Annotated in this window: 23 protein-coding genes; 20 read left to right on the forward strand and 3 right to left on the reverse strand. The window is 67.4% G+C overall.

Features of this window, described 5'->3' with window-relative positions; all coding sequences use genetic code 11:
• Positions 1 to 3: 3 nt before the first annotated feature.
• The 19 genes from JF543_RS03730 to JF543_RS03815 all read left to right on the forward strand — a co-directional run bounded on the left by JF543_RS03730 (position 4) and on the right by JF543_RS03815 (position 16,699).
• A complete protein-coding gene (locus JF543_RS03730) occupies positions 4 to 4,512 on the forward strand; it encodes an FtsK/SpoIIIE domain-containing protein (protein ID WP_206822771.1) in 4,509 nt (1,502 codons plus the stop codon).
• Between the two features lie 79 nt (positions 4,513 to 4,591).
• On the forward strand, positions 4,592 to 4,897 hold the full coding sequence (locus tag JF543_RS03735; protein ID WP_206822772.1) for a hypothetical protein: 306 nt from the start codon (positions 4,592 to 4,594) through the stop codon (positions 4,895 to 4,897).
• Positions 4,894 to 6,120, forward strand: coding sequence for a hypothetical protein (locus JF543_RS03740; protein WP_206822773.1), 1,227 nt, complete (start codon positions 4,894 to 4,896; stop codon positions 6,118 to 6,120). The genes JF543_RS03735 and JF543_RS03740 overlap by 4 nt, the downstream gene beginning before the upstream one ends.
• 43 nt (positions 6,121 to 6,163) lie before the next feature.
• Positions 6,164 to 6,781 carry a hypothetical protein gene (locus tag JF543_RS03745; RefSeq protein WP_206822774.1) on the forward strand — a complete coding sequence of 206 codons (618 nt, stop codon included), beginning with the start codon at positions 6,164 to 6,166 and terminating at the stop codon, positions 6,779 to 6,781.
• A gap of 9 nt (positions 6,782 to 6,790) precedes the next feature.
• The gene (locus JF543_RS03750; protein ID WP_206822775.1) at positions 6,791 to 7,411 is read left to right on the forward strand and encodes a hypothetical protein; all 621 of its coding nucleotides are present in this window, start codon (positions 6,791 to 6,793) and stop codon (positions 7,409 to 7,411) included.
• Positions 7,399 to 8,214: a hypothetical protein gene (locus JF543_RS03755; protein ID WP_206822776.1), complete on the forward strand. Its 816-nt coding sequence runs from the start codon at positions 7,399 to 7,401 to the stop codon at positions 8,212 to 8,214. The genes JF543_RS03750 and JF543_RS03755 overlap by 13 nt, the downstream gene beginning before the upstream one ends.
• Positions 8,215 to 8,261: 47 nt before the next feature.
• Positions 8,262 to 8,384: a hypothetical protein gene (locus JF543_RS14510; RefSeq protein ID WP_277987081.1), complete on the forward strand. Its 123-nt coding sequence runs from the start codon at positions 8,262 to 8,264 to the stop codon at positions 8,382 to 8,384.
• Entirely contained in the window at positions 8,372 to 9,142 is a 771-nt protein-coding gene (locus tag JF543_RS03760; protein ID WP_206822777.1) for a hypothetical protein, read from the forward strand. Before JF543_RS14510 ends, JF543_RS03760 begins: the two co-directional genes overlap by 13 nt.
• 154 nt (positions 9,143 to 9,296) lie before the next feature.
• Positions 9,297 to 9,584: a WXG100 family type VII secretion target gene (locus JF543_RS03765; protein ID WP_206822778.1), complete on the forward strand. Its 288-nt coding sequence runs from the start codon at positions 9,297 to 9,299 to the stop codon at positions 9,582 to 9,584.
• 41 nt (positions 9,585 to 9,625) lie between these two features.
• On the forward strand, positions 9,626 to 10,192 hold the full coding sequence (locus tag JF543_RS03770; protein ID WP_206822779.1) for a hypothetical protein: 567 nt from the start codon (positions 9,626 to 9,628) through the stop codon (positions 10,190 to 10,192).
• Positions 10,189 to 11,511, forward strand: a complete 1,323-nt coding sequence (locus JF543_RS03775; RefSeq protein WP_206822780.1) for a hypothetical protein — start codon at positions 10,189 to 10,191, stop codon at positions 11,509 to 11,511. The genes JF543_RS03770 and JF543_RS03775 overlap by 4 nt, the downstream gene beginning before the upstream one ends.
• Entirely contained in the window at positions 11,408 to 12,280 is an 873-nt protein-coding gene (locus JF543_RS03780; protein WP_206822781.1) for a hypothetical protein, read from the forward strand. Before JF543_RS03775 ends, JF543_RS03780 begins: the two co-directional genes overlap by 104 nt.
• Positions 12,281 to 12,452: 172 nt before the next feature.
• Entirely contained in the window at positions 12,453 to 12,905 is a 453-nt protein-coding gene (locus JF543_RS03785; RefSeq protein ID WP_206821165.1) for a hypothetical protein, read from the forward strand.
• 208 nt (positions 12,906 to 13,113) lie between these two features.
• Complete coding sequence (locus JF543_RS03790; RefSeq protein ID WP_179409214.1) at positions 13,114 to 13,401, forward strand: WXG100 family type VII secretion target; 288 nt, start codon at positions 13,114 to 13,116, stop codon at positions 13,399 to 13,401.
• A 97-nt stretch (positions 13,402 to 13,498) separates the two neighbouring features.
• Entirely contained in the window at positions 13,499 to 13,708 is a 210-nt protein-coding gene (locus JF543_RS03795; RefSeq protein WP_206821164.1) for a hypothetical protein, read from the forward strand.
• A complete protein-coding gene (locus JF543_RS03800) occupies positions 13,705 to 13,980 on the forward strand; it encodes a hypothetical protein (protein ID WP_179409212.1) in 276 nt (91 codons plus the stop codon). The genes JF543_RS03795 and JF543_RS03800 overlap by 4 nt, the downstream gene beginning before the upstream one ends.
• A 3-nt stretch (positions 13,981 to 13,983) precedes the next feature.
• Positions 13,984 to 15,549 (forward strand): hypothetical protein, encoded by a 1,566-nt coding sequence (locus JF543_RS03805; RefSeq protein ID WP_206822782.1) that lies wholly within the window; start codon positions 13,984 to 13,986, stop codon positions 15,547 to 15,549.
• Between the two features lie 128 nt (positions 15,550 to 15,677).
• On the forward strand, positions 15,678 to 16,046 hold the full coding sequence (locus JF543_RS03810; protein WP_179409210.1) for a hypothetical protein: 369 nt from the start codon (positions 15,678 to 15,680) through the stop codon (positions 16,044 to 16,046).
• A complete protein-coding gene (locus JF543_RS03815) occupies positions 16,043 to 16,699 on the forward strand; it encodes a hypothetical protein (protein WP_206821161.1) in 657 nt (218 codons plus the stop codon). The genes JF543_RS03810 and JF543_RS03815 overlap by 4 nt, the downstream gene beginning before the upstream one ends.
• A 6-nt stretch (positions 16,700 to 16,705) precedes the next feature.
• Here JF543_RS03815 and JF543_RS03820 read toward each other — a convergent pair whose 3' ends face one another.
• Both JF543_RS03820 and JF543_RS03825 read right to left on the reverse strand, forming a co-directional pair.
• On the reverse strand, positions 16,706 to 17,170 hold the full coding sequence (locus JF543_RS03820) for a recombinase family protein (RefSeq protein WP_410339521.1): 465 nt from the start codon (positions 17,168 to 17,170) through the stop codon (positions 16,706 to 16,708).
• 35 nt (positions 17,171 to 17,205) lie between these two features.
• On the reverse strand, positions 17,206 to 18,195 hold the full coding sequence (locus JF543_RS03825) for a malate dehydrogenase (RefSeq protein ID WP_206822783.1): 990 nt from the start codon (positions 18,193 to 18,195) through the stop codon (positions 17,206 to 17,208).
• Positions 18,196 to 18,246: 51 nt separating this feature from the next.
• On the opposite strand from JF543_RS03825, the gene ypfJ reads away from it, so the two are divergent.
• Positions 18,247 to 19,125 (forward strand): KPN_02809 family neutral zinc metallopeptidase, encoded by an 879-nt coding sequence (gene ypfJ, locus JF543_RS03830; RefSeq protein ID WP_206822784.1) that lies wholly within the window; start codon positions 18,247 to 18,249, stop codon positions 19,123 to 19,125.
• Between the two features lie 148 nt (positions 19,126 to 19,273).
• Here ypfJ and JF543_RS03835 read toward each other — a convergent pair whose 3' ends face one another.
• On the reverse strand, positions 19,274 to 21,040 hold the full coding sequence (locus tag JF543_RS03835) for an aldehyde dehydrogenase family protein (RefSeq protein WP_206822785.1): 1,767 nt from the start codon (positions 21,038 to 21,040) through the stop codon (positions 19,274 to 19,276).
• Positions 21,041 to 21,074: the final 34 nt, after the last annotated feature.

The raw sequence follows: 21,074 nt of genomic DNA on the forward strand, positions 1-21,074 counted from the left end.
CCGATGAGGGTCAAGCTCACCCTGCGCCGGCCCGGCGCACCGCTGACGGACATCGTCATCATGGCCGATTCGACAGCGACGGTCGCCGACGTCGCGGGGCAGATCGCCACCGCTGACCCCCAGCGCACCATCGCCAGCCGCGACGGCGATGTGCTGAGCCTCGCCGTCGCACCGCCGACGAGCGATGATCTGGTCACGCTGAACCCCGACCTGCTGATCGGCGACGCCCCGGTCGGCTCGGGCTTTCTCACCGAGATCGTCAACCTCGGGCCGAATCGCGCGGCAACCGCCCCGACGAGCAACCGACCCGCAGCGCTGCTCACCGTGCTCTCCGGGCCGGCGGCGGGGCAGGAGTTCCCGCTGCCGGTGGGGCACTTCTTCATCGGGCGCGATGCGGCCAGCGACGTCACCCTCAACGACCCGCTCGTCTCGAAGCGCCACGCCCGCATCGAGGTCGCCCCGACCTTCGTCGAACTTGTCGACCTGAACTCGGCCAACGGCATCCTCGTCGACGGCGGACTCGTGCAGCGACTGCGTGTGATCCCCGGGCAGAGCTTCACGATCGGCGACTGCGAGCTCGTCGTGCGCCTCGTCGGTGACTTCGACGGCTCGGCCGAGACCGACCCGGTGCTCGAGCGCGGTGGCGCACTGCTGTTCAACCGCAGCCCCCGTGTCGAGGAACGCTACGTGGGCGACGACCTGCCCGAGCCGCGCTACCCGAAAGACCAGGTGCAGCGGCTGTTCCCCTGGCCGATGCTCATCGCGCCGATCCTGTTGGGCGCGGCGATGTTCTTCATCTTCGATAACCCGCGCTCGCTGCTGATCATGGCGATGTCGCCGATGATGATGTTCGGTAACTTCATCTCGCAGCGCACACACATCGGCCAGCGACTGCGCAAAGAGGTCGAATCGTTCGAAGAGCAGTTCGAGCGGCTCGAAGAGAAGCTGTACCACGCGCATCCTCACGAGCGTGAGGTGCGGCAGAACGAAGTTCCCGCCGTCGCCGTCGTGTTCGACGAGGCCATGCGTCTGGGACCCCTGCTGTGGACCCGACGGCCCGAGCACTGGAACTTCCTCGCGGTGCGTCTCGGGGTGAGCGAAGACCTCGCACGGACGCGCATCAAGCGGGCGGAGACGCCCGAGGCGCTGGTGGAGTACGTCGAGCGCGTCGACCGCCTCGAAGAGCGCTACAAGATGATCGGTGACGTGCCGATCCTCGAATCGCTGCAGAGCGTGGGGTCGATCGGCGTCGCCGGACCCACGTCCGTGGCGAGCGATGCCCTGCGCGGACTGGCCGTGCAGCTGTTCGGTATGCACTCGCCCAATGAACTCGTCGCGGTCGCCCTCACCGAACCCGGCTGGGCTCAGGAACTCGACTGGCTCAAGTGGCTTCCGCACACCTCCAGCGAACGCAACCCGTTCAAGGACGTGCCGCTGGCCGATTCGGCGTCAACCGGCACAGCCCTGCTGAGCGGGCTCGAAGAGCTGATCATGCGCCGAGCCAAGGCAGCGAGCTCGCCCCGCCCGCCCTACGGCGACGACTGGGATCCGACGTACTTCGGCACCGACGTCAAGCGCGCGGCCGAAGAGGCGAGCTTTCCCGGGCAGACGGCCGTGCTCGTCATCGTCACAGGCGACGCCCCCGTCGACCGCGCCCGCCTCACGCAGATCCTTGAGCGCGGGGCCGACGTGGGCGTGTACGCGCTGTTCGTCGCGCCGGTCGTCGAAGCGCTCCCCGCGGCGTGCCGGAGCTTCATCGACGTCACCGGCGGACTCGCGGATGCCACCGTCGGCACGGTGCGCAACGGCGTCGACTATCAGCGCGTGCAGGTCGAGGGCGTCTCGCACGCGTACATGACGATGCTCGCCAAGCGGCTCGCGCCCGTGGTCGATTCCAGCACCGTCATCGAAGACTCCTCAGATATCCCGGGCTCGGTGATGTTCCTCTCGCTGGTCGGCTCGGAGGTGGCATCCGACCCCGCCGCGGTCATCGACCGCTGGCGACAGAACAACACGATCATCGACCGCTCGGGCACCCCTCAGTCGCGCCTGAAGAAGGCCGGCACCCTGCGCGCGATCATCGGTCAGTCGCAGACCGACGCCATGACGCTGGATCTGCGCACCCAGGGCCCACACGCCCTGGTCGGCGGTACCACGGGTGCGGGAAAGAGCGAGTTCCTGCAGGCGTGGGTGCTCGGCATGGCCGCGGCGCACAGCCCCGACCGGGTCACGTTCCTGTTCGTGGACTACAAGGGTGGTTCGGCCTTCGCCGACTGCGTCGACCTGCCGCACACGGTGGGCCTGGTCACCGACCTGAGCCCGCATCTCGTGCGCCGAGCGCTGACCAGCCTGCGTGCCGAGCTGCACCACCGCGAGCATCTGTTCAACCGCAAGAAGGCCAAGGACCTGCTCGAGCTCGAAAAGCGGCGCGACCCCGAAACCCCGCCCGCGCTGGTGCTCGTCATCGACGAGTTCGCCGCGCTCGCCGGTGAGGTGCCCGAGTTCGTCGATGGCGTCGTCGACATCGCCCAGCGCGGCCGGTCTCTTGGCATCCACCTGATCATGGCGACGCAACGGCCCGCCGGCGTCATCAAAGACAACCTGCGCGCCAACACCAACCTGCGCGTCGCACTGCGCATGGCCGACGAATCGGATTCGAAGGACGTCGTCGACGACCCGATCGCCGCGTCGTTCCCCCCGTCGATCCCCGGGCGTGGCATCGCGAAGACCGGGCCGGGTCGGCTGGTGCCGTTCCAGTCGGCGTACGCCGGCGGCTGGACCACCGACGAGGAGCAGGTCGCCGAGGTGAAGGTGGCCGAGCTGCGCTTCGGATCCACCCAGTTGTGGGAGGCCGAGCAGGAGCCGGAGTCCGACTCGCACGATGAGGATCTCGGACCCACCGATCAGAAGCGCATCGTCGCCTCGCTCGTGAAGGCCGCATCGCAGGCCGGCATCCCGGCGCCGCGGCGCCCGTGGCTGGACGACCTCGAGCACGCCGTCGACCTGCGCGATCTGCCGCTGCGCGGCGACGGCGAGATCGTGCTCGGCAAGACGGACGTCCCGGCGCGGCAGCTGCAGGAGCCGACGTACTTCGTGCCCGATCGGGACGGCTCGCTGCTGATCTACGGCACCAGCGGATCGGGAAAGTCGACCGTGCTTCGCACGATGGCGATCGCGGCGGGTCACGACCCGGCGTCGCACGTCGAGGTGTACGGGCTCGACTTCGGTTCGGGGGCGCTGCGCGCGCTCGAAGTGCTGCCGCACGTCGGCTCGATCATCGCCGGCGACGACGCGGAGCGCGTGCAGCGCGTCCTGCGCTCGCTCGCGCGCGTGCTCGACGAGCGCGGCAAGCGCTTCAGTGCGGCGAATGCTGCGAACCTCACCGAGTACCGTGAGCTGACCGGGCGCGACGAGTCGCGCATCCTGCTGCTCATCGACGGATTCGCGCAGTTCCGTTCCGAGTGGGAGTCGACGACGGCGCGGATGCCGTTCTATCAGACGTTCATGCGGATCCTCGGCGAGGGGCGACCGCTCGGTGTGCACGTGGTCGCCACCGCCGATCGTTCCGGGTCGGTGCCGACGGCCGTCAGCGCGAACGTCTCGCGACGCGTCGTGCTGCGTCTTGCCGAGGAGTCCGCGTACGGCATGCTCAACGTGCCGAAGGACGTGCTCGATGAGCGCTCCGCGCCCGGACGGGCGATCGTCGACGGCCTCGAGACGCAGATCGCCACGCTGGGGGGAACGCCGAACGTGGCGGAGCAGACCAAGCTGCTCGAGAAGCTCGCCGCCGACCTGCGGACGGCCGGCGCCCGCGAGGTAGCCGAGATCGGCGCACTGCCGACCAGGCTCTCGGCGCGCGAGCTGCCGGACCGCGTCGGGGAGTTCCCGGTGCTCGGTGTGGCCGAGGACACCCTGGCCGCGCGGGACTTCGATCCGGTGGGAACGTTCGTGGTGGCGGGCCCTCCGCTGTCGGGCAAGACGAACGCGCTCAAGGCGATGGTCACGTCGATGCGCCGCTTCGACCCCGAGGTGAAGCTGTTCCACTTCGGCGGTCGACGGGCACAGCTGAAGGACTGGGCCGACTGGACCCGCAGTGCGGTCACCCCCGATGCCGCCAAGGAGCTGGCGAAAGAGATCACCGAGTTGGTCGCCGACGAGGCGCTCCCCATGCGGCTGATGATCGTCATCGAGGATGTGCCGCAGTTCGCCGACAGCCCTGCTGAGCGCGACATGAAGGCGCTGTTCCAGGCGATAGGCCGCAGCGATCACTTCCTCGTCGGCGATGCGGACGTCACGCAGGTCACCAGTGGGTTCGGATTCATCGGTGACTTCAAGTCCGGCCGCAAGGGCATCATCCTCAAGCCCGACGCCTTCGACGGTGACTCGGTGTTCAAGGTGCCGTTCCCGAAGGTCAAGCGCACCGACTTCCCCGAAGGTCGAGGCATCTTCGTGCAGGCGGGCCGTCAGGTGACGGTGCAGATGCCGCTCATCGAGGGGGAGCGGCTGGGATGACTCGGATGGGGAGTTCTCCCCATCGCAGGGCCCGGCGACGGGCCAGTAGATTCTGTGCGTAGCCGGAGGAAGGGCCGACATGGGTGTGAAGGTCAGTTATGACCAGCTGGGAAATCTGTCCACCCAGCTGAAGAGCGTTGTCGACGAGTTCGAGCACGCGGGATCCCGCGCAAATGACCTGCGGGATGACGTCGGGCGGCCATACGGTGAGTCGGAGCTGCGCGATCTCGCGGGTGACTTCGAGGGTCGGTGGGACGATCGGCGCAAGAATCTGATGGAGAGCTGCAAGGCCGTGGCCGAATACGTCGACGACGTGTTGGAGGCTTTCAAGGACTTTGATCAGGACGCAGCGAGCAAGTTCGATGAGAAAGGCGGGCAGCGATGACGGTTTCCATGCACATGCCGTATCAGACCCCCGTTGGCGGAAACCGCATCGATGAGCTCGAAGGCGACGGCGCAGACATCACGGCCCGGGGCATTCAAGTCTCAGAACTGGGCAAGGCCATGGAGGACGCCTGGAAGCTGATCGCTCGCCTCGTCGACGACGGAGCCGAGATGGAGGGCGACGCGGTCGAGAAGCTCCGCGAGGTTGCTGAGGATGTGAATGCCGATCTTCGCAAGGGCGGCGAGCTCTACACAGCGGTCGGCCCTCACATCGAGAAGTACGGCAGCGCGGTCAGCGCGTCCAAGCCCACTCTCGATAGTCTGGCCAGCGATCTTCGCGAGACGTGGCAGAAGTACTACTACGCATCAGAGTACGCGCGCGCGGCGGGCCTCGCCGTTCCGAACGTGCCTGACAGCGACGCCGAGCCGTCCGAGCAGTACGCGTACGACAGCGCAGAGCAGAATGCCCAGGATGCGCAGGACACTGCGAACGGGCACAAGGCGAACTGGGATGACTACGCCGCACAGTACGACCGCGAGTACAACACGTGGTTCAACGCCTATGAAGAAGCTGTTCGCGAGATCAGATCCGGCATCAGCGGCAAGATCGAGGACAGCTGGAAGGACGACGTTCGCGGAGCGCTTGATGCGCTGGCCGACATTCTGGCTGTCGCCGGCCTCGTGCTCGCCGTGCTGGCGATCATCGTCGGTGGGCCGATCGTTATGGCTCTCGCCGCGGCGGTGGCTGTGCTGACACTTCTGACGCAGGTCGCGAAGTTCGCAGTCGGGGACGGCGACTGGTTCGAGCTCAGCCTGGCGATCGTCGGCTGCATTCCGTTCATCGGACCTGGCTTCAAGTTCTTCAAGGGACTGGCGCAGGGCAGCAGCGGCTTCCCCGGTTTCCTCGGGGCACTCAAGACTGCCCTCAAGACGGATGCCTTCCGATTGGCCGGTGTCGGCGCGGGGTCTCCCGCAGCGTGGCTGCGCGGTCTGAATGATCTGGCCGGTGCCACGCCCGCGGCGAAGGCGGGGGAGTTCGTCACAGAGTTCTTCAGCGGCAAGGGCGTCACCGAGTGGGGGACCATGGGGGCACGCGGCATCGACGCACTCGATACCGTCTCCACGGTGTGGGCCACCAAGCTCGGCATCGTGGGGAACATCAAGTCTGCCGCGGACGGCACCTTCGGCAACTTCTTCGATCCCGATCAGAACCGCTTCAGCTGAGTGAGCAACCGCGGGTGGCACGCGCGGGTGAGAGAGTGAATGCATGAGCGATCTGCGCAATGAGCTGCTGGGCAGTCGGACACCGACTTTGCCTCCATACCGAATGCTGGTTCCTCCGGGCTGGGAGGTCTTCGAGCTCGGTGAGCAGGACGAGACTCAGTTGATCGGTCGAGCCGCCGCCAGACTGAAGGCGAACAATCGTGGTGATCTCACGGCGGCTGTCGGACGGTATGTGCGCGATGCGCTGACGGATCTGCGCAGGCAGAACGCGTTCGCGTACGCCATTCCCGGCGAAGAGGCACCCACCTGGGTGCTCGGTTCTGCCAGCCTGGTGGGAATCAGGCGCGTTTCGACGCCTGATCTGACTCTGGACGACGTCGTGCGCAATGCGGTGGCGCAGCACGGTGGTGCACCTCTGGGCGAAGATGCTCGGATCATGAGCTGGGCGGAGAGCCGCACGGTGACGATGGATGGTGAGACGGTGCGTTCGCTCATGCTGAACTACCTGATCCCGATTCCGGGAACCCGGCGCACCCAGGCGGTGCACTGGGTGGTCAACGCGGCACATGCAGAAGATATGCCGGACGACGATCCGAAGCTCGAAGCGTGGAAGCTGCTGTTCGACGTGCACGTAGCGACGTTCGCTTGGCTTGCGGAATGAGAAGGCACCATGAGTGAATTCGAACTGAACTATCGCACCGACCTCGCCATCCCGATCGCGCCGATCGCATCGGTGGCCGAACGCACCGAGTGGGCGCGCAGCCGTGCCCAAGAGTTCATCACTGCGTCGACTCTGGTCGCCGGGGCCGCTGATCGGATCGAGGCGGCGCTCGCCGACCTGGCGGGAAAAGCCGACGACGATTCCATGATCGCGTTGCTCGTCTCGGAGGACGCGAGCGTTCTCGCGCCGCTGACGATCTATACGACAGCTCAGTCAATGTCTGACCGTGAGGTTGCCCGGTTCCTGTCCACTCCGGCGACGCTCCTGCCCCCGACCGGACAGACCACGCAGACACAGCACCTGGGTGTGGGGTTCTCGTCGACGCTGCTTGAGAGCAGCGACGAGGTGAACTACTCCACCCGACGGTGGGTGTTCTTCGGCGAATCCTCTACGGTCACGGCGCTGCTCGGACCCGTGATCCCTGCGCAGGCCATCGTGCTGGTGGAGCCGATCGCCGAGGTGATCCTTGAAGCGTCCCGCGCCGTCGACTTCGAACCTGCGCAGGACCCGCACCGGGTCACGCGGCTCCTTGCCATGACCGAGAAGGTTGGCGACAAATGGGAGATCTGACACATCGGCCGCTCGCTCCCCTGATCGAAGAGGCCGAGGAATGGACACCGCTGGACTGGTGGAAGCTCGAGATCAGGTCTTTCATCGTGGCGCCTGCCGTTGTCCGCGACTTGTCGATCATCGCGCCGCAGGAGGCCGTGCAGGCTGAGTACACGAAGATCACGGGTGCCAGCTGCCTGCGCTCGCTCAGTTACCTATACGCGATCGTCGGCCCGCTCGTCGGCGCGGCGATGATGATCCGGTGGGCGTGGACCAGCGGCGACAACTTCGACCTGCCTCTGGCCACGGCCGGCATTCTCACAGCCCTCGCGCTCATCGTCGGCGTCTACGGCCAGGTCCAGGAACACAGGCACCCGCGGGCGGTCACGGCAGGCAGCCTGCGCACGCTTGCGCTGCTGCACATCATCCCGGCGGCCGTGTCACTTCTCCTCGCCGCAACTGCGGGCCGGAGCCAACTGACCGGGCCTGACGTGCTGTGGATCGTCGTCATCGCGGCAGATGCGCTCTTACACGTCGTACTCCTGGTGCGCGGTCCGGTGCGACCAGGTGGTCCGCAGAATGAAGTCGACAACATCAGGCAGGGCCTCACTGAGACGCCGCAGCACGTCCTCGATGAAATCCAAGATCGGCGCCGTTCCGCGATCGAGCTGCTGCGTTCGCGCGACCTCATCGACGCTGGGGGCGCCGCGCGGGCGAATGCCGCGCCGATGGGTGAGCTCGGTCTGACGATGGCGCCCGAACTGGCAAGGCATCTGCCTGACGCGCCCGCCGGCGCTCCTCCCAGGCATGAGGTCGATGGGTAGTTGTCGCCATCGACGCTGCCCAACGGGAACGGCGCAGTCCTTGTGCGGTGAACCTGGTGGCCGCGGTCGTCGCCGTGCAGGGACTGGAAGCCGACGGCCTGCCCTTCGCCCAGCAGGAGCCCGTGGCTCTTGTGCCCGCCATAGACGAGGATGCCGCATGGGACAGGTGAAACGAGAAGCCAGCGCTGTCGCACAGGTCGAGCAGATGACCACATGGCATCCGCTGGAGTGGTGGCGCATCGAAGCGGGCGCATGGAACGGGCACCGCGAAGTGTTGGATGCGCTGCGCGCGGTGGCTCCGTCCGCGGTGCGGCCCACGTTCGCGCCCGGTCGGCCGCCCATCTGGGCGATGCTCTACGTCGCACTCAGCCTTGCGGCTGCCGTCACCCCCGCCGCCGCAGCCTTCATCGCCTACCGTGCTGTCGTGCGCGACCGCGTCGACCCGCTGGTGCTGGCACCACTGGGTATCGCAATCCTGCTGGCCGCTCTCGTGCTGGCCGCCGATCTAGTGCTGTTCCGCAACGTCACGCGTGCACGAGTCGCTTCCGGCTCGCATGCCCTGGGGCTTGCCCACCTGATCCCGTCGCTGACGCTGCTCGGACTGATCGCCTTCTGCGCCGCAACCGGGCGGCTGGGGCCCGACGCGTGGTGGACCTGGGCGGTGGTGCTTGATGTTCTCGTCGGCGTGGTGCTCATCGTACAGGGACGCCCGGCACGGGCGACGGCACCCGAGACGCCGGACTTCTCGGCGGTCGACGCCGTAGTCGCCGGTATCACGCCCCCACAGCGGGACGCGGTGCGGGCAGACCTCGAGGCCGCGATCGCTCAGCTTCAGCAGCGTGGCGTGATCGGCGACGAGGAGGCCGCCATCGCGCGCTCTGCACCGCTCGGTCGCCTCGGCTCGACCCTCGTCGTCCCGGCGGCCTGACAGACCCGGTCTTCGTCGGACGTCGCACCCCGGTCCAGACAATCGGCAGTCGAACGGGGAGTTGTCCCCATCGACGGCCGTCGTGATTGTTCCGTAGGGTTGTGGTTGTCGGGCCGGCTGGTCCGGTCCAATCGATTTGGCGGCGGTGTTGACGATGGCCGATTTCGGTGCGTCTTATGCGGAGATGGAGCAGGTGGCGTCGTCGTTGTCGCAGGCTCGTGATGACATTCAGGGTCAGCTGGACACGCTGAAGGGTCAGGTGGACACCCTGCTGGGTGAGGACTTCAAGACGCAGCACGCGTCGAGCAAGTTCGGTGAGGGCTATGGCGAGCTCACTACCGGTCTGAAGAGTGCTGTTGACGGCATCAATGACATGTCGGAGTCGCTGCTGGGCATGATGCGCGCGATCCAGGATCTGGATCAGCAGCTCGCCGGCAGCTGACCACTTCAACAACTGTGCAGAGGGGGCGACCGATGATCCCGGTGCCCGCGACCATCGACGCCGATGTGGAGTCCTGGGCGCGGGACAGGGCCGAGCCGCTGCGCTCCGTGCACGGTCTGGACGAACAGCGGACCTCAGTGATCGTGGCTGCGCTCGTGGTGGCGCACCGGCTGGCGGCTAGGGGGCGCGGCCAGTTCTTCCTGCTCTTCGATCCGCTCAGCAAGCTCGTCGCGCCGTTTCACGTGGTCATCTCCGAAGGCGAGCTGGCACCCACAGCGCAGCGGAACTTCCTGCTGCCGACAGCGCCGCGGCCACCTGAGCTTCGACTCACGTCGGAAACAGCGTTCGGCGTCGGCTGCTCGTCGACGCTCCTGACCACGCGTCCCGGGACGGCCGAGATCCGGTGGCTCTTCGTCGCCACCGGGATGACCCTGGCGGCGACGCTCGCGCCGGTGGCGACTGTTGCGACGATGTCGATGGGCATCACCGCTGAGGATCTCCTCGGCGCGCTCAGCGTCGAAGGCGGACGACTGGGCCGCTCTGCTGTTTTCGAACCGGAGGCGCCCATCGCCGAGACGCGTGATGCGCAGGAGGAGTGGGCGCTGTGAGTGTGGACGTGAGTCGGGAGATCGTCGAGAACGCCGAACGCTGGGGCGGGCTGAACTGGTGGGAGCTCGAGGCCGGGCTCTTCCGCGATCATCCGAAGATTCGCAGCGCACTCAGCACGATGTCGCCGGCTGCGGCCCGATGGTACTTCGCCAAGGGCAGGATCGATCCTCTGCAACCGATCATTGCGCTCATGCACCTCGTCGCACCGGTGCTGCCGGCGGTCGCGCTCGTCGTGCTCGCCTCCCGTCACCTTCCGCGTCCGGACGGTGCGAGTTTTCTGCCGGCTGTGATCCTCATCGCGATCGCGGTGCTGCTCGGAACGATCAGCCTGATCGGCAATGTGCGTCATCGCGATGAGGTCGAACCGCGCACCGCGATCATGATCGGCTGGGCCCACCTCGTTCCGTCGCTGATTCTGCTGGTCTTCGTCGTTCAGGCGCTGGCTACCGGCCGCTCGGCCGATGTGCAGCCGTGGATGGTCGTCGTGTTCGCGCTTGACGCCATCGTTGGTGTTCTCTACCTCGTGCTCACACCGCGGCCGAAAGATCGCGCTGCAGCGCGGGTCGAGCGTGCGCGTGCGCTCTGGCGCAACGCGATGGCGACGCTGGTTGCGGCGGACGAAAAGAAGGTGCGCGCAGAGCTCGCCGGCGCGATCGATGTCCTTCTCGAACGCGACCTCATTGACCGGGAAACCGCCGATCGTGCGCGGGAAGCGCCGCTCGGCCTGCTGGGCGTTACGCTCGCGCCCGCATTGATGGCGAAGGCGAGCTCTCCAGGAGGGCATGATGCAGAGAGTCGGCCGCTCGCTCCCCTGATCGAAGAGGCCGAGGAATGGACACCGCTGGACTGGTGGAAGCTCGAGATCAGGTCTTTCATCGTGGCGCCTGCCGTTGTCCGCGACCTGTCGATCATCGCGCCGCAGGAGGCCGTGCAGGCTGAGTACACGAAGATCACGGGTGCCAGCTGCCTGCGCTCGCTCAGTTACCTGTACGCGATCGTCGGCCCGCTCGTCGGCGCGGCGATGATGATCCGGTGGAGCTTGGTCTCACGATGGCGTCCGAACTGGCAAGGCATCTGCCTGACGCGCCCGCCGGCGCTCCTCCCCAGGCGTGAGCTCGCGGGGGGAGCCCTCCCCATCGGCGCTGCCCAACGGGAACGGCGCAGTCCTTGTATGATGCAATCGCCCTGGCCATGGTCTGGGTCGACCAGGAGGCATGATCGGTATGGCTACGGCGGGAATCGTGCGTCTGAAGGGCGAAGACGAAGAGGTGGTCGCGATCGCCGTCGCGGCGAAGCGGGCCGTCGCCTACCACCGTGACCTGCAGCGTGAGCTGATGCCGCAGCTCAGCGCGCTGCACGCAGCCCGGCGCGAGATGACAACTCCGCATCCGCAGTTGCAGATGCCGTCCGCAGAGACCGCTGCCCGGGGGCGCGGAATCGTGTGGACCTTCCTGTTCGCGGTGAGCCTGGTGGCGGCAGTCGTCGCCGTTGCGATGCTCTCTCCGCTGGGTCCGCGCACGAAATGGGTGGCCCCTGATGTCGCGGTGCAGATCGCCATGCCGGCGCTGATCATCGCCGCGATCGCCGGGGTCGGTGCACTGATCTTGCGACCCGCACGAGGACGCGCCGCAGTCGCGACCGTGCTCTCGTCCATCGTCACCATTCTGCTTGCCGCCGTCTTCCTGTTCCGCCTGGTCGGTGGAGGAGGGGACAGAGGCTTCACGGCCGAGCAGCTCGGCCCCTGGCTTGCTGGCGCAGGCATCCTGCTCGTGCTCCTGATCGCCCTGACCTGGCGGCTCGACCGCCTTCGCCGGAGCGATGTGTTTGCCGAAGGAGGCATCCCGAAGGGCAATCGCGAGGCGCAGGCCGACGCTCGTCGTGTGAGGGAGTCCGCGCGGCGAGCGGCGAACCTGACGCCAGCCACCGCCGCAGCGCGGGATGAACTCCGACAGCAGTGGGCGCATGCGCTGCAGCAGCGCGGCGCGCGCACCGAGGCCGCGGACCAGGCCGCAGAAATCGGGCCTGTGGCGTGGCTCGTCTGGACGGTGTACGACGGCGACCTGGATGTCTCCCTGCTGCTTCGCTGACGGCCTGCTGGTCGCGGTCGAGAACGAAGGAAGCTGATTCACGAGCGACGCGCCCTCGACGCAGCGGCCAACGCCGCGACATGGTGATTGGCTACGGTTGAGTGGTGGCTCATCCACCCCCTCGCATGCCCGGTGGCAACGCAGAGCGACGACCACCTACCTGCTGTTGAGGATGCTGCAGGCCGCGACCTTGATCGTGTATCTCGTCGGCTCGCTTCTACTGACGGGCGGCCAGTTCAAACAGGGGCACGGGCCGATGTGGGGCGAGGTGCTGTACTTTCCGCTCTTCTCCGTTCCGGGCTGGTTGATGGTCGGCGTGTCCGTGCTCGGTGTGCTTCTCGTGATCCCCGTGCTCGTACTGGCGAGGGTGAGTGACGCGGGCCGGATCGGCGGTGTGTTCGCGGCGACAGGCGCCGCGGCGGCGGCGTCCTTCATGTTCGCGGCGGTGCTCCCCGCGGAAAGCGCTGGCGATCTCGCCCTGCGGTGGACGGCGGCCTGGACGGATGGCGCGGTCGCCGTCGTGCTGATGGCTCTCTCCCTTGTTCTCTCCGTCCGTTCCGATCGTGCACGCGAGCAAGCAGGACTGCCCAAGTGGACAGGGATGGATGATGACGACCAGCAATGACGTCGGTCGGTCAGGGACAGGAAGCCGAGGCATGCGTGCCGCACGTGCGAAAGATCCTTCGCGCTCAAAGGCGCAGACGGACCGAACATCGCCCAAGACCGACGTCGATGGGGAGTTCTCCCCATCGACGGGTTCTGTCGGGGGCCCGTAGGGTGGGTGTTGTCGGGCCGGGGTGGTCCGGTTCGGGTAACTTTCGGAGGTGTTGTTGATGGCCGATTTCGGTGCGTCTTATGCGGAGATGGAGCAGGTGGCGTCGTCGTTGTCGCAGGCTCGTGATGACATTCAGGGTCAGCTGGACACGCTGAAGGGTCAGGTGGACACTCTGCTGGGTGAGGACTTCAAGACGCAGCACGCGTCGGGCAAGTTCGGTGAGGGCTATGGCGAGCTCACTACCGGTCTGAAGAGTGCTGTTGACGGCATCAATGACATGTCGGAGTCGCTGCTGGGCATGATGCGCGCGATCCAGGATCTGGATCAGCAGCTCGCCGGCGGCTGAACACCCACCGAGTCTTTTCCAGAAAGGGCCGACCATTTCGGTCGGCCCTCTCTGCGTCTGACGGAGCCCGCCGCCGCGGGGCGAGGAGAGATACCGCATGACGATCGACGATGATGCGCTCCAGCGTGCGCTGGCGGGACTGCACGTGCGGATTCCCCGATCGGACGAGGATGCCGCGCAGCTGCGCGCAGAGGTGCGCGCAGCGGACGCCGCTCTCGGCGCCGCACTGCGTGCTGCCGACCGGCGACGCGCTCACACCATGCCGGCGGAGGCACCGGCATCCGAAACAGGACAGGACCAGGCATGAGCGACGTCCGGATGGATCTTGCCCAGCTCGAGTCGACCGCCCAGGCCGCCAAGGGACTCGCCACGACCTTCGATGGAGCGGAATCGTTCGCTGCCGATGTGGGATCGCTCACAGGGCACAGCGGGCTGAGCGCCAAGGTCGACGACTTCGGCGGCAAATGGGACATCGCCAGGGAAGACCTGAGTGAGAGCCTGCGCTCTCAAGCCGAATTCATGCAGGCGATCGTCGACACGTTCCGTGACCTCGACGCGAAGATGGCTCAGGGGGAGTAGAACATGACGGTGCTTCCGGGGCATCCCGAAGAACTGAGTGCTCGCGCGACGACCCTCGTTGCCTCGGCCGACGTCATCCTCGAGGTCATCGGTGCGCTCCGGGGCATCGTCGCCGACGACGAAGGTAAGGCCGTTCACGCGCTCTACGAACAGAACGAGCAGATCTCGGCTGATCTGGAGCGCATTCATCCGCGCTACCGCGGCACGGCCGATGCGATCACCGAGTACGCCGTGGTGCTCACCGACGCCCATGCTCGCGCAGAGAGCGCCCAGGCAGACCTGGACGATGCGCTCGACTCGCATAGCAGCGCCAGCTCGGCACTGAGAGATCTGACCGTGCGTGTGAGCGCCGCAGACGATCCGTCGCCGGAGCTCACCGATCAGATGCCCGGGGCCCAGCGGGCCGTCGACGCCGCCGTGGCGGCCATGGGCGACGCACTCTCGCGCATCCGCGCGGCGCGGGATGACATGGATGCTGCCGCCGAGACCGCGATGAACCGGATCGACGCCGCCATCGACCCGTCCAACGAGGGGTTCTGGGACGGCGTGGGAGATTTCTTCGCCGGGGTCGGGGACTTCCTCTCGGGGATCGGTGAGTGGATAGGCGACTTCCTGCAAGACGTCGTGAACCTGCTGAAGGCGATCGCCGACACACTGGTGGCGATTCTGGGTGTGCTGGTCGTGCTCGTGCTGATCGTCGCCGTCGGGGCGTTGTTCGGCACGGTCGGGCTCGTCATCGGCGCGGTGATCGCGATCGCACTCGCCGCCTTCTTGATCTGGAGCGTGCTGTCGGACGTCGCGCGCGACACGCCCGCTGTGGCGGGCAAGAACCCCTACGCGGGTGCCAGCAAGAAGGAGATACCCGACGACCCGAGCCTCGCCAACGTGCTCGATGGCGCCGGTGAGGTCGATGCCCTCGGCCTGGAAGACGAGAGCGTGGTGAAGATCTCGAAGGTGCTGGGCCCGGACGGCTGGCACTACACGGTCACCTTGCCGAGCACGCAGGAGTGGCTCTCGCGATTCGGCGACAAGGGAGCGGTCAACGACCTCGACAGCAACCTCGCGCTCATGCTGACACCAGCGCTGCAGACGCAGTACGAGCGCGCTGTGCTCGATGCGATGCGCCAGGCGGGAGTCGGCCCCGACGATCCGGTCATGCTCGTCGGCTTCAGCCAGGGCGGGATCATGGCCGGGCATCTCGCGGCGTACAACTCCGACTACAACTGGCAGGCCGTTGTCGCAGCCGGGGCTCCCATCGATCACATGCCGATTCCCGGCGACATCGACGTCGTCTCGGTGCAGCACAACGGCGACCCGGTGCCGAGGTTGGATGCCATTGCCGGCGACTTCGACAGCATTGAGCACGGGGCGAACTGGACATCGATCCGAGTCGACCCGCCGAACCCGAACGCTGTTCTCGGCGTCGACGTCGGTGCGCACAACGCCGACAAGTACTCCCAGACCTACCAGGCTCACCTCGACCAGGTGCAGGCAAGGCATCCTGGGCTGGCGGACTTCTTCAACGATGATGGCTACACCGACGTCTCGTACTACCACTGGAGCGAATGACAATGCAGCATCGAAGCGTGCGGGGACGGCGATTGCTCGCTGCGGCTGTGGCAGGAGCGTTGCTCTCCGGCAGCGTGGCGGGGTGTGGGGTGCTGCCCCCGAGCGGCGGACAGACAGAGGAGCAGACTGTGGATTACGGTGACGTCTCGAGTGCTGTGGTGGCGGGCGTGCCACGCGTGGTCGCCGTTGACGGCTTGGAACGATCGCGCAATGGCTTCGGGCATCGACTCAGCATCGGCGTGGTCACCGATTCGCCCGAGCCGTTCACCAGCGATGAGCTCGATGCGCTCCTCGAGGCAGTGTGGCGCGCGCTTCCCTGGGAACCGAACACGATCAAGGTGGTCGCGGGCACGAGCGCAGCCGAGGGGGAGGAACCGGTCGATCTCCGAGCGGCGGCGGCCGAGCTCAGCCCGCTCGGCGTGACCAACGCCGGTCAGGGCGGAGTCAGCCTGACCGATATGGATGTCCGCTACGGTGCGTGGACGGGGCCGGAGTGACCGGTCCCGAGCTGCGGTTTCGTCTGCCGGGACGCTGGTTCTCGGTGGATCTCTCCGGAGACGATGCCACACGGGCATCCATCCAGGCGATCGCGAAGAAAGCCATCGGCGTCGCCGATGATCGTGCCGCAGAACGTGCGCGGGTGCGCGCCCAGTTGCAGGAAGCGGTGTCGGCGGGCGCGCGGGGAGAGACCCGCGCCATCATGTTCTCCACCGAGATCGCGCCCGGCACGCCACTGCCGGTGACGCTGCTGGTCTTCGAACCGGCCGATCTGCGGATGAGCCCGGCGATCGGTACGGCGCCGCAGGCGGTGCTCGGCGTCATGGCAGAAGGACTGAAGCAGATCGATCCCGCCGCGCACGCATCGCTGGCCGAGGTGCGGGGGCCGGGCACTCCGGCACTGCGCACGCATCGCGTTGAGACGATCGACGACGGCAGCGAATCGCAGGGGATCACGCGGTTGATCGCCGACTACTGGGTGCCCGTGCCCGCATCCAAGCGCCTGCTGATGGCGAGGTTCTCGACACCGCTCGGTGACCTCGAGAACCTCATGCTGTCACTGTTCGACGAATTCGTAGCCGCCGCCCGCTTTGTCAGCTCCGGATCTCTGCGCGACGAGCTGATGGGCTCATCATCTGTCACCGCGCGGTAGCGGCGCTCAGGCCTCGACGTCGACCAGGTGGCGGGACTGGTGTCCGAGGATCTTGACCATGATTCCGTGCCGACGCAGCTCGGCGACCGTGCGCGACTCCTCGTCACGGTCGCGGCCCAGCGCATGCACGTTCGCGACCACCAGCACGTCACCGCGCTGCAGCGTCTCGATCAATCGCGCCAGGCGGTCGCCCCAGCTCTCCAGGATCTCGGGTGCGGGATGACGGAAGCCCTCGATCGGCACACCGAAGCGGGTGAGGTCCTCACGCTGCTGGGTGACCGAGGGCATCCCCTCGCGCGAGACGACCAGGCCGACCAGTCGGGCGCTCTCGGGGCGCATGGACCACCAGCCGTGGTCATCGTGGGCCAGGCACTTCGGGCATGACGCGGCCGCGTGCGGCAGCGTCAGCGGACTGGTCAGCGCAGCATCCGCGTGAGCGTTCGGCGCACTCATCCCGTCGTTCATCGTCATACCTCCCGCATCCATTCTGCCCGAGCGGCGGCGCTTCAGAGCATCCCGAGCGCGCGCACCGCGTCGCGTTCGTCGGCGAGTTCGGCGACGGAAGCATCGATGCGCGTCCGTGCCCACTCGTCGAGCTCGAGTCCTTCGACGATCTGCCAGGCCCCGTCGATCGATCGCACCGGGAACGAGCAGACCAGCCCCGCGGGCACGCCGTACTCACCGTGCGAGACGACGCCCGCGCTGGTCCAGTCGTCGGTACCGAGCATCCAGTCGCGCATGTGCTCGATCGTGGCGTTCGCGGCGGAGGCGACCGACGACGACCCACGCACCTGGATGATCTCGGCGCCGCGCTTCGCGACGCGCGGGATGAACGTCTGCTCCTGCCACGCGCGAACGTCGCCCACCTGCGTGCTCAGAGCGTCGACGACCGGGCGGCCGTCGATCGTCGCATGCGAGATATCGGGAAACTGCGTCGCCGAGTGGTTGCCCCAGATCGGTACACGGCGGATGCCGCCCACCGGCGCGCCGAGGGTCTGAGCCAGCTGCGCGCGCGCCCTGTTCTCGTCGAGTCGGGTGAGTGCGGTGAACCGCTCAGCGGGAACGCCGTCGGCAGCCGAGGCCGCGATCAGGGCGTTGGTGTTGGCGGGGTTGCCCACCACGACGACGCGCACATCATCGGCCGCGTTCGCACCGATCGCCGTGCCCTGCGGTCCGAAGATCCCGGCGTTGGCGGCCAGCAGATCTGCCCGCTCCATGCCGGGGCCGCGGGGGCGCGCGCCGACCAGCAGAGCGGCGTTCGCGCCGTCGAAGGCCACAGCCGGATCGTCGGTGACCTCGACGTGTTCGAGCAGTTCGAAGGCGCCGTCCTGAAGTTCGAGTGCGGCGCCCTCGGCCGCGCCCATTCCCTGCGGGATCTCCAGCAGCCGCAGCCGAACCTTCTCATCCGGCCCCAGCATGTCGCCCGCCGCGATGCGGAACAGCAGCGCGTAGCCGATCTGTCCGCCGGCCCCCGTGATCGTGATCGTCGTCGCCATGTCTCACAGCCTATTGCGGTGCGCCGACGTCATCAGCGGTATTTTTGGGGCATGACCTTCAACCCGAACGCCGACATCTCGGGCAACACCACCCGCAGGCGCGGCCGCAATGCCGCCATCGGCGGTGGCATCGGTGTCGGGGTGATCGGCATCCTCGCGCTGCTCATCGGGCCGATGCTCGGGGTCGACCTGTCGGGCCTGGTCGGTGGCGGTACGGTGCCGTCGGGCGGTGGCAACAGCATCGAGGGGACGCTCACCGAGTGCGAGACCGGGGCGGATGCCAACGAGAACGACGACTGCCGTATGGCGGGTGCCGAGGTCGTGCTCAACGACTACTGGGAGGCGCATGTCGACGGCTACGTCGCGCCGACGATGACCGTGGTCGAGGGGCAGACGCCCACCCAGTGCGGCACCGCGTCGAACGCAGTGGGTCCGTTCTATTGCCCGCCCGAGATGGGCGTGTACATCGACCCCGACTTCTTCGCCATCATGCGCCAGCAGTTCGGCGCCTCAGCGGGCGAGCTCGCCCAGTTGTACATCGTCGGCCACGAGTGGGGTCACCACATCCAGAACATCACCGGGGTGATGCGCGAGTACCCGAACAACGGCACGGGCCCCGACAGCAACGGGGTGCGCATGGAGCTGCAGGCCGACTGCTACGCCGGTGCGTGGCTCGGTGATGTCACCACGCTCGAAGACGACAACGGGGTGCCGTACCTGCAGCCGCCCACCGAGACCCAGTTGCGCGATGCGGTCAACGCCGCCTACGTCGTGGGCGATGACCACATTCAGCAGCAGTCCGGTGGCTTCGTCAGCCCCGAGAGCTTCACGCACGGCTCGAGCGAGCAGCGCAAGTACTGGTTCGCGAACGGCTACACCAACGGTCTCGGCGTCTGCGACACCTTCGCGGTTCCCGGCGACCGGCTCTGACCCACGCGTCGTTTCCGCCGAGACCCCCACCTGTCGCCGAGACCCCCACCTGCGGGCGCCCACACGTGGGGGTGTGGACGCGAGATGGGGGTGTCGGCGAGTGAGGCCAGGCGCGCAGAGCGAGGCCAGGGTGGTGCGCAGCGTGAGGTCAGGCGCGCAGCGCCGCCAGCAGCGTGCGCACCAGGCCGAGTCCGCCGCCGCGGGCGCGGAAACGCGTCAGGCCCGCCGACACCTCCGTGCCCGTGCGTGCCGAGACGAACCACGGCGGTTTGGGCAGGATGCTGAAGCGCCCGCCGCCGTTGAGTACAGGCAGCGACCGCGGGAAGGGGCGGAACGGCCCGCGCACCACCGAGCGCTCCACGTCATCGAGCAGCAGCGCGTTGTGCACGACGCCGATACCGCTGCCCACGTCGTCGATGGTGTTGCCGGGGAACGCCCCCCACGTCATTGTCGGCACGATGAAACCGAGCGCCGTCCAGGTGTTGATCGCGATCGACCCGTAGCGGAACTCGGCGATCGCCCGCTCGAATCCGGCACCCATCGCCTTCTCGGTCGCCGGATCGATGATGATGTTGCCGCCGAGGGTGCCGACGAGTTCATCGTTCGCGTACGTCACAGCCGCGTCGAGGAACGCCTGGCCGGTACCGTCGAGCTCGACCACGCCCAGCACCGGGGCGAAGTACTCGGTGGACTGCAGAGCGGTGGCATCCGCGTTCTCATCGATCTCGACGAGCAGACGATCGGCGAGCACCAGGGCATCCGGGTAGTCCTCGGCGGCCGCACCCATGCGCTTCGGCGACCCGGGGTACCAGATCGGACGTTCGGGAGCGCTGGCGTAGGCGCGCCGCAGCGCGGCGCGGAACTGGTCGGCCTGCGCCCAGTCGCGGGACATGATCACGACCTGTCCGGCGATGCAGTTGTGCCCGCTGTTCTGCAGTCGCATCGTTGCGACGTGCTCGGCGTGGAAGGTGATGTCGGCTTCGGTCCACTCACCGGGGACGACGATGATCGGCGAGACCCCGCCGAGCTCGGCGGTGATCGGCTTCTTCAGCAACGGTCGGTTCTCACGCCGCCGCCGGGTGGTCGCCGCCTTCTGCGCTCCGGTGCCGTTCGACGGGCCCCACACGATCGCATCGAAGGTCGCCGCGGCACCGGTGATGTGCACATGGTCGAGGTCGGGATGACCGGTCAGGTAGGAGCCCACGGCGGCGCCACCGCGCACGATCCGCAGGAATCCGGGCGCGATCAGCGGGGCCAGCGCCCGCTCATACACGGGCACCAGGGCGTCCTGGGTGGGATTGACCTTCAGTAGAACGACGCGGTTGTGCGCGAGCAGCTCGTAGAACACATCGAGCACCGGGATCGAGGTGATGTTGCCGGCGCCGAGCACCAGGCCGACGCCGCCGGGGGCATCCGGGGTGAGCTGGGCCAGGCCGGCTTTTCGTCGCGCGGATGCCGGGGTGGTGCCGGGCTTCAGCCACACCTCACCACTGAATCCCGCCAACAGGATCTGGTCGCTACGGGTCAACGGGAATGCGTCTACACGGGTGCGCCCACCGGGGGCGCGGCCGATCGTGAGCCCGTCGAGCGTGCTGCGACCGCCGGCGAGCTTCGTGAGGGTGTCAGCGTAGGCATCCAGTGCGCCCAGCGTCGAGTACGGACCGCTGAGCCATTCCTCACCACGCAGCGGATGCCCCGAAGGCAGCCCCTTGGAATCGGCGGCTGTGTCAGCCCAGTCCTCGATCGTCGCCGACACCGAGTCGCGCAGCGCGCGCAACAGGGTTGCCCGCTGCGACAGCGTCAGACCCGACCACGTGGCCGCGCCCTTGCGCAGCACGGTGATGTGCGCGTCGAGTTCGGCGCGCTCGGCGTCGTCGAGGGCGGATGCCGGGGCGGGCGCGGTCGTGGAAGTCATCGTCGTCTCCTTCAGCGTCGCCCCAGCGTATCGC

Origin of the sequence: Microbacterium esteraromaticum (assembly GCF_017303215.1) — a bacterium.
Lineage (GTDB): Bacteria > Actinomycetota > Actinomycetes > Actinomycetales > Microbacteriaceae > Microbacterium > Microbacterium esteraromaticum_C.